The following is a 7726-nucleotide window of genomic DNA, read 5'->3' as shown; positions in this document are numbered from 1 at the left end:
AATAATAGTGCGTAAGTCCTACAGATCAAGAAAAAAATAAATAAGGATCGATGAGTATTTAATTTAAATGTGCATCATAGCGCCGTAAAACTTCACAGACTTCCACGCTGAAATATGTATACTAGCTATTTTTCCCTAGCTCTTGAGCGGCCTGATGTTCAGCATCTGCATGCCAGGCGCGAATATCATGAAGACTGTTCCAGTAAGAAAGTGCAATTTCCTGAGTACCTTCGGTTAAGGCTTTAAAATACTGGCAATGAAATTATGAAAGGGCTCTTTCTCTCATTCGCTAGGCTGCTTCAAAATAACACTGATCTGATTCTTTAATTTGCGCTTTGAAAATCACGACATATTTCATGAAGGTTTTTATTTTATTTCTTAAATTGAGCTTATTATGAAGTGAATAAAATGAAAAAAGCGAGCCTTGGCTCGCTTTTTAATTGTTGAATTTTAATCTCTTTCCAGATAGGGATTAGCAATACCCAGTTTGTCCAGAATCTCGATCTCAATGCCTTCCATTTCTTCAGCATCTTCCTCTGAAGTTTCATGGTCATAACCCATCAGATGCAAAGTGCCATGTACCAGCATATGGGTGAAATGGATCAGTGGAGCTTTGTCCTGTTCAGCAGCTTCACGCAGCACTACTGGAATACAAATCACCAGATCACCGATTGGGAAAGCATCCAGAACCTGTGCCATTTCATCTGGAAGTTCACTTGGAAAAGACAGGACATTGGTCGGTTTATCCTTGCCGCGATATTCCAGATTGAGTTTATGACTTTCGTCATTATCGACACAGGCAATGCCAATTTCACAATCACTTTGGGTACCGATATGGCGCAAAGTGGTTTCTACAACTTTTTTAATATAGGCACGTTTCAGCACCAGTTCTGGTGACTGAAAGTCCTGTTGCAGGGAGAGACTAAGTTTCAACGTGAATCCTTAAAAATTAAATAACAATGCAGCGTTAATGCTGTGCATCAGCCGCAGCATCATTCTCAGCTATCAAGGCTTCCTGACGGGCTTTACGCTCAGCACGAGCCTCAGCGCTTAAACGCTGCTGTTCACTGTCCCAGCCTTCGTAGGCTTCAACAATTTTCTGAACCAGCTGGTGACGCACGACGTCACGAGAATGGAAACGGGTAATATGAATCTCAGGGATTTTATCAATCACACGTAAGGCATGTGCCAGACCCGACTGCTGACCACGTGGTAAATCCACCTGAGTCACATCACCAGTAATCACTGCACGTGAACCAAACCCTAAACGGGTCAGGAACATCTTCATCTGTTCAGGTGTGGTGTTCTGGGCTTCATCCAGAATCACAAAAGAATGATTCAGAGTACGACCACGCATATAGGCGAGGGGTGCAACTTCAATGATCTGACGTTCGATCAGCTTGGCCACTTTTTCAAAGCCGAGCATTTCATACAGGGCATCATAAAGGGGACGCAAATACGGGTCGATCTTCTGGGTTAAATCCCCCGGCAGGAAGCCGAGTTTTTCACCTGCTTCAACTGCAGGACGAACCAGTAGGATACGCTGGATTTCATTACGCTCCAGCATATCTACAGCGGCTGCAACGGCGAGATAGGTTTTACCAGTACCCGCAGGACCAATACCAAAGGAAATATCACTTTGCAGAATACGCTGTACATAACGTTTCTGGTTGGCACCGCGCGGATTGATTCGGCCTTTGCGAGTCTGCAGCCAGACATTGTCCAGACCGGTATGTTCCTGTTCTTCCAGGTTCTCCTGGAGTTCACGATCGGTCTGGCTACCTTGAATCATCATATGCAAAGTATCTGCACTGATCTGCTGGCTGTGTTCAGATTCTTCATGAAGACGTTGCAAGAGCATTTCGGCTCTCTCAACGGCATCGATTCCACCATCGATAAAGAAACTTTCACCTCGGTGGGAAATTTTGACGTCTAAACGTTGTTCAATTTGTTTCAAATGACCGTTATAGGCACCTAAGACGGCTTGTAAACGGTCCATCGAAATTCCAGGAAAAGCTACTGTACGTCGAATCGTTGCAGTCAAGAGTGTTCCTTTTAAAAGTGTACGTTATATGCTCTACATTACGCCACGTCAGGCTCAAGATTCAAGAGCTCACCGTAAACTAAATTTAAAGTTTTAATTTCGGTGATTTCGATCTCTGCAAAGCGTCCTACCCATGATGCATCTCCAATAAAGGTGACATAACGGGTGTTGTCTGCTGTACCGACCAGAATGTTCGGATCTTTATCAGAAACTTTCTCAACCAGTACACGTTGAACTGTACCGAGCATGGCATCTGTTTTACGAATACTGGACTGTTTAATCCAGTCCTGAACTTTGGCCAAGCGTTCTTTTTTCACCTGTTCAGGTGTCGTATCTTCCAGCTCTGCGGCAGGGGTGCCCGGACGTTTGGAATAAACAAAACTATAAGAATGGTCGAAATCCAGATTTTGAATAAACTGATAGGTTTCTTCGAAGTTCTCATCGGTTTCGCCCGGGAAGCCGATAATAAAGTCTGAAGATAAATGCATGTCTGGGCGAACCTTACGTAGTTTCTCGATTTTCTCGATATACACATCAATGGTGTGGTTACGTTTCATCGCCTGTAAGACATCATTGGAACCGCTTTGTACCGGCAGATGCAGATGCGACACCATCTGTGGCAGGTCACGGTAGCACTGGATCAAATCATCATTGAATTCCAGTGGATGCGAAGTGGTATAACGAATACGACCAATACCCGGAATTTCTGCAACCAAGCGTAACAGATCGGCAAAAGTACAGATTTTACCGTCGAAGGTTTCACCGCGATAGCCATTTACGTTTTGACCGAGCAGCGAAATCTCACGCACGCCTTTTTCTGCCAAGCCAGCAATTTCTGCCAGAACGTCATCCAGTGGACGAGACACTTCTTCGCCACGTGTATATGGAACTACACAGAAAGAACAGTATTTTGAACAGCCTTCCATGATCGAAACAAAGGCTTTATAACCTTCAACACGTGGTTCAGGCAGGAAGTCAAATTTTTCGATGTCCGGGAACGAAATATCCACCAGCTTGATTTTTTCTTTTTTCGGTTTTTCGACCTGCTCAAAATGCTGGTCCAGCATTTGCGGTAAACGGTGCAGGGTTTGCGGACCAAAAATCATGTCTACATAATTGGCACGTTTCTGGATATTGTCACCTTCCTGAGAAGCCACACATCCACCGACACCAATAATCAGATCCGGATTTTTTTCTTTCAGCTTGCGCCAGCGGCCCAATTCTGAGAATACTTTTTCTTGTGCCTTTTCACGGATCGAGCAGGTATTCATCAGCAGAATATCCGCTTCTTTAGGATCAGTGGTCAGCACATAGCCATGGGAATCGCCCAGCAGATCTGCCATACGGTGACTGTCATACTCATTCATCTGACACCCTTGCGTTTCGATATACAGTTTTTTAACTGAATCATCGATGGCTGGGGTGTGCGCTGGCTGGGTAACAGTGTTTTCTGAGGCAGCTGGGGCACCATTCGGAATGAAGGTTTGAACCGTCATGTAGGCTCCTACAAGGTAATACGTCGAAAGAGTGAACGAATAATCCGCTTGCATAGACAAACGGGTAAATAAAAATTCAATTCACGTTCTGAAATCTTTAAAAGGCGCATATTTTAGCAGGAAAGTCGCTTAAACTTATAGCCTAAAATGCGGCTGGGAAAATATTGATTTATGGACAAAAAGTGTCTGAAAATTAATATTGTCTAATCATAAGGTTACATAAGTGAACAATACAGTGAGTTATAATTTTTCGGCTAACTCTTATGATAGGCAATAGGGGCTGGGCGAAAAATCGATGATAGAAGGCAAATTGATGTTTAAACACACTAAAAATATGAAGAAATATTATAAATTACTAAACTTGAGTGTGGCGTGTCTGTGTTCAATGAGTGCGCAGGCAGCAGAAGAACAATTTAATGATGCTTTAAGAGCGGCAAATACTGGAAATGTCGGACTATTACAACAATATCAGTCTATCATGCAAAATGATGCCTTGGGCTATTATCCTGAATACTGGATTCTGAACCAGAACCTTGGCTCCCAACCTGCCAGTCAAATTATCAGTTTCGCCCAACGCTATCCTCAATCGGCTATGGCAGAAAAACTTGCAGCCGATTATGTCGAAGAAAAAGTCAAAATGGCTGACTTTGCCACTGCACAACCTGTACTACAATATGTCACCAATGCCGATCCAGCTGAAGCCTGTGCAGTTGCGCAAGTCCGTGCCAAAAGTGGCGATCAGCTGGTCTATGCTGAATTTAAAGATGTCTGGCTGACCACAAACTCTCAACCTGAGTCTTGTACGGGCTTAGGACGAATGATGCTATCCAGTCCTCTAATGACCAATGAAGACCGCCAGCAGCGTTTGTGGGTGCAATTACGTGCTGGTCAGTCTGGACAGGCAATTGCCACTGCACAAGGTTTAGGGCTTAACCTATCTCTAGCTCAGCTCAATACAATTCAGGCCAATCCAACCAATTACTTATGGTCAGCCCCTAAAAGTACTGCCACTGATCATGCCTATCTGATTTATGCGTTGGGGCGTCTGGCAGACCGTGATCTCGATTCAGCAATGTCCATTGTAAAACGTACTGCTGAAGGTACGCCGGTACAAGTACAAAAAACACTATTCAGAACTGTTGGTTATATTGGCGGCACTACGGTAATGAAAAATAATTTTAACCGTGAAGTGCTGAACTATCTGGATGCCAGCTATGGTTTGCCATTTAGTCCAGAAGAAGCCGAAATTTATGCCCGTCAGGCGATTCGTTTTAGTGCCTGGGAAAGTCTGATTCGTGCCATTGATGCAATGAGTGTGAACCAGAAACAGGAAGACCGCTGGCAATACTGGCTGGCACGTGCCAGTGAACAGCGCACAGATCGCGCTTCAAAACAGGCAGCAGAAAGTATCTATAAAAAACTGGCGGTCGGTGAGGATTATCATAACCTGCTAGCGCGGGATAGATTGGGCCAGTTAACGGCTTCTACACCGAATTCAGCGCAGCCATCCAGTCAGGCCATGCAACGCCTGAACCAGGATATCCATTTCCGCCGTGCCTTTGCCTTACGTAATATTAATGCACCAGAGAATTATATTAATCGTGAATGGAACTGGGCAGTGCGTCAGGCTTATTTAAGAAAAGATGACGATTTACTGTTGGCAGCAGCTAAACGCGCGATGGATATGGGGTGGTATGACCGTGCCATTTATGCAGCGGATCGTACTGCGGACAAGCATAATTACAATTATCGTTATCCGATGCCACATCAGAATTATGTGGTGAGCCATAGCCGTAATGTCGGCATTGATCCTGCCTGGGCTTATGGTTTGATGCGTCAGGAAAGCCGGTTTAATACCGGCGCACGCTCTCATGTAGGCGCTGGTGGTTTGATGCAGATCATGCCGGACACCGCCAAACTGGTCGCTCGTCAAATGGGTGAGACCTATAACCCGGCAGCCTTAACTGATATGAACACCAATATCCGTTACGGAACTTACTATTTATCAACAATTCAGCGTCAATTGAGCAATAGTCCAGTACTGGCTACAGCAGGTTATAATGCCGGCCCGAACCGTGCCCGCCGTTGGCAACCCGAATTCCAAAGTATTGCTGCGGATCAATATGCCGAAACCATTCCTTTACTGGAAACGCGAGATTATGTGAAACATGTCATGACGAACGCGACATATTACGGTATTTTATTGGGACAGGGCGCACAATCGGTCGGTAAGCGTATGCAAGCCATTCCGTTACGTAATACACCATAGTATTCAAAAAATCTAAGGGAAGGATAGTTTGTTGATCAAGGGAATAAGGGGTGCTCAAATTTCTGCTGGATGGGCTGCGCTTTTATTTTTAGCAGCAAGTCCAGCTGCCTTTGCATTGCCAACGGGTTACGTCATGGACATCCAGATGGTACCGGCACTTTGCAGTCTGGATTCGGCCTACAGTAAAAAAAGAAAATGTCTTGAAGGTTACTCCCTAAATATTTCTGGTCTCTATCCTCAAACCACATCGACACATTGCACTACTACCAGTTCTGCGAAGTTACCGCCTTTGCAGGCTAAAGTGGTGGCCCGTATCATGCCGGATGAAAATACCCGCGCATTGCTCTGGCATAATATTGGCGGCTGTATTCCGATGAATGCTACACAGTATTTTCGTACGGTGATCAATCATGCTGATCGTCTGAAAGTTCCTGAAGAACTCACCGAGCAGGAAAGCCATACCGTTTCCATTGATATGCTGCGTTCCAAATTTCTGAAAATCAATCCGCAACTGCCTTTAACAGCATTGCGCTTTAACTGCCATCAGACCCGCGCATCTAGCCTGCTGACGTCGATTCAGGTCTGCTATAACGCCAATGGGGGCTATAAAGGCTGTCCTGCAAACATTATTAATACATGCCCAAAAACTGTTACAATAAAAGGGACATACTAAGCTTTTTAGTCAAATTAATTTATATTTCCTATCATACTTTTGTTGAAATCCATTCTCTTTTACATGCATCTCGCAGAGGATTGGAGTACAATCTTTGCCGTTTATGATTATTAAGATTAGATAGAACAGCTATTTAATCATTATGACGATCCTCTCAATTGGAGATAATTACATGAAGCAACCTGTTCGCGTTGCCGTTACTGGCGCTGCTGGTCAAATTGGTTACAGCCTATTATTCCGTATCGCAAGCGGTGAAATGCTTGGTAAAGACCAACCAGTTATTCTTCAATTATTAGAAATTCCTGTTGAGAAAGCTCAGCAAGCGCTTAAAGGCGTAATGATGGAACTAGACGACTGTGCTTTCCCATTATTGGCGGGCATGATCGGTACTGATGATCCTAAAGTAGCTTTCAAAGATGCAGACTATGCTTTATTAGTTGGTTCACGTCCACGTGGTCCTGGTATGGAACGTGCTGACCTGCTTAAAGTAAACGGCGAAATCTTCATTGGTCAAGGCCAAGCACTGAACGAAGTTGCTAGCCGTGACGTTAAAGTTCTTGTTGTAGGTAACCCTGCGAACACTAACGCTTACATCGCTATGAAATCTGCTCCAGATCTTCCAGCGAAAAACTTCACAGCAATGTTACGTCTTGACCACAACCGTGCGTTAACTCAACTTGCTCAAAAAGCGGGTGTTGCAGTTTCTGACATCGAAAACATGACTGTTTGGGGTAACCACTCTCCAACTATGTATGCTGACTACCGTTTTGCTAACGTGAACGGCGAAAGCTTGAAAGACAAAATCAACGATGCAGCTTGGAACAAAGACGTATTCCTTCCAACTGTTGGTAAACGTGGTGCTGCGATCATCGAAGCACGTGGTCTGTCTTCTGCTGCTTCTGCTGCGAACGCTGCAATCGACCATATGCGCGATTGGGCTCTTGGCACAAACGGCAAATGGGTAACTATGGGTATTCCTTCTGACGGTTCTTATGGTATCCCTGAAGGCGTAATGTTCGGTTTCCCTGTAACTACTGAAAACGGTGAATACAAAATCGTTCAAGGTCTTGAAATCGACGAATTCAGCCGTGAACGTATCAACGTTACACTGAACGAGCTTGAAGAAGAGCGCGCTGCAGTTGCTGACATGATCAAATAATTTAATCTTTTAAGATTAAGTTAAAAAAAGCACTCCATTTGGGGTGCTTTTTTATTGCTATTTCTTGTCCCGTCCTGAAATAAGT

At 44.4% G+C, this 7726-nt stretch carries 6 protein-coding genes and 1 pseudogene; 3 read left to right on the top strand and 4 right to left on the bottom strand.

The genetic code is table 11. The features are described from left to right. Positions 1 to 121: 121 nt before the first annotated feature. The 4 genes and pseudogenes from B3Q46_RS08230 to miaB all read right to left on the bottom strand — a co-directional run bounded on the left by B3Q46_RS08230 (position 122) and on the right by miaB (position 3540). Positions 122 to 358 (bottom strand): annotated as a pseudogene (locus B3Q46_RS08230) (antibiotic biosynthesis monooxygenase family protein). A 92-nt stretch (positions 359 to 450) separates the two neighbouring features. After that, the gene (ybeY, locus tag B3Q46_RS08225) at positions 451 to 933 is read right to left on the bottom strand and encodes an rRNA maturation RNase YbeY (protein ID WP_034171613.1); all 483 of its coding nucleotides are present in this window, start codon (positions 931 to 933) and stop codon (positions 451 to 453) included. 34 nt (positions 934 to 967) lie between these two features. After that, entirely contained in the window at positions 968 to 2044 is a 1077-nt protein-coding gene (locus B3Q46_RS08220; RefSeq protein WP_004786823.1) for a PhoH family protein, read from the bottom strand. A gap of 38 nt (positions 2045 to 2082) precedes the next feature. Then, positions 2083 to 3540 (bottom strand): tRNA (N6-isopentenyl adenosine(37)-C2)-methylthiotransferase MiaB, encoded by a 1458-nt coding sequence (miaB, locus tag B3Q46_RS08215; protein WP_262477813.1) that lies wholly within the window; start codon positions 3538 to 3540, stop codon positions 2083 to 2085. Positions 3541 to 3874: 334 nt separating this feature from the next. Here miaB and B3Q46_RS08210 point away from each other — a divergent pair, with 334 nt between their 5' ends. From B3Q46_RS08210 to B3Q46_RS08200, 3 genes are all read left to right on the top strand, one after another. Beyond that, positions 3875 to 5809: a lytic transglycosylase domain-containing protein gene (locus B3Q46_RS08210; protein WP_414631442.1), complete on the top strand. Its 1935-nt coding sequence runs from the start codon at positions 3875 to 3877 to the stop codon at positions 5807 to 5809. A gap of 34 nt (positions 5810 to 5843) precedes the next feature. Continuing rightward, complete coding sequence (locus tag B3Q46_RS08205; protein WP_286714730.1) at positions 5844 to 6482, top strand: ribonuclease T2 family protein; 639 nt, start codon at positions 5844 to 5846, stop codon at positions 6480 to 6482. A gap of 172 nt (positions 6483 to 6654) precedes the next feature. After that, entirely contained in the window at positions 6655 to 7641 is a 987-nt protein-coding gene (locus tag B3Q46_RS08200; protein ID WP_004786815.1) for a malate dehydrogenase, read from the top strand. Positions 7642 to 7726 lie beyond the last annotated feature (85 nt).

It is taken from the genome of Acinetobacter sp. UBA2581 (assembly GCF_002339435.1).
Taxonomy (GTDB): domain Bacteria; phylum Pseudomonadota; class Gammaproteobacteria; order Pseudomonadales; family Moraxellaceae; genus Acinetobacter; species Acinetobacter variabilis.
The sequence above is the reverse complement of the archived record's forward strand: the minus strand, read 5'-3'. Positions and strand labels throughout refer to the sequence as shown.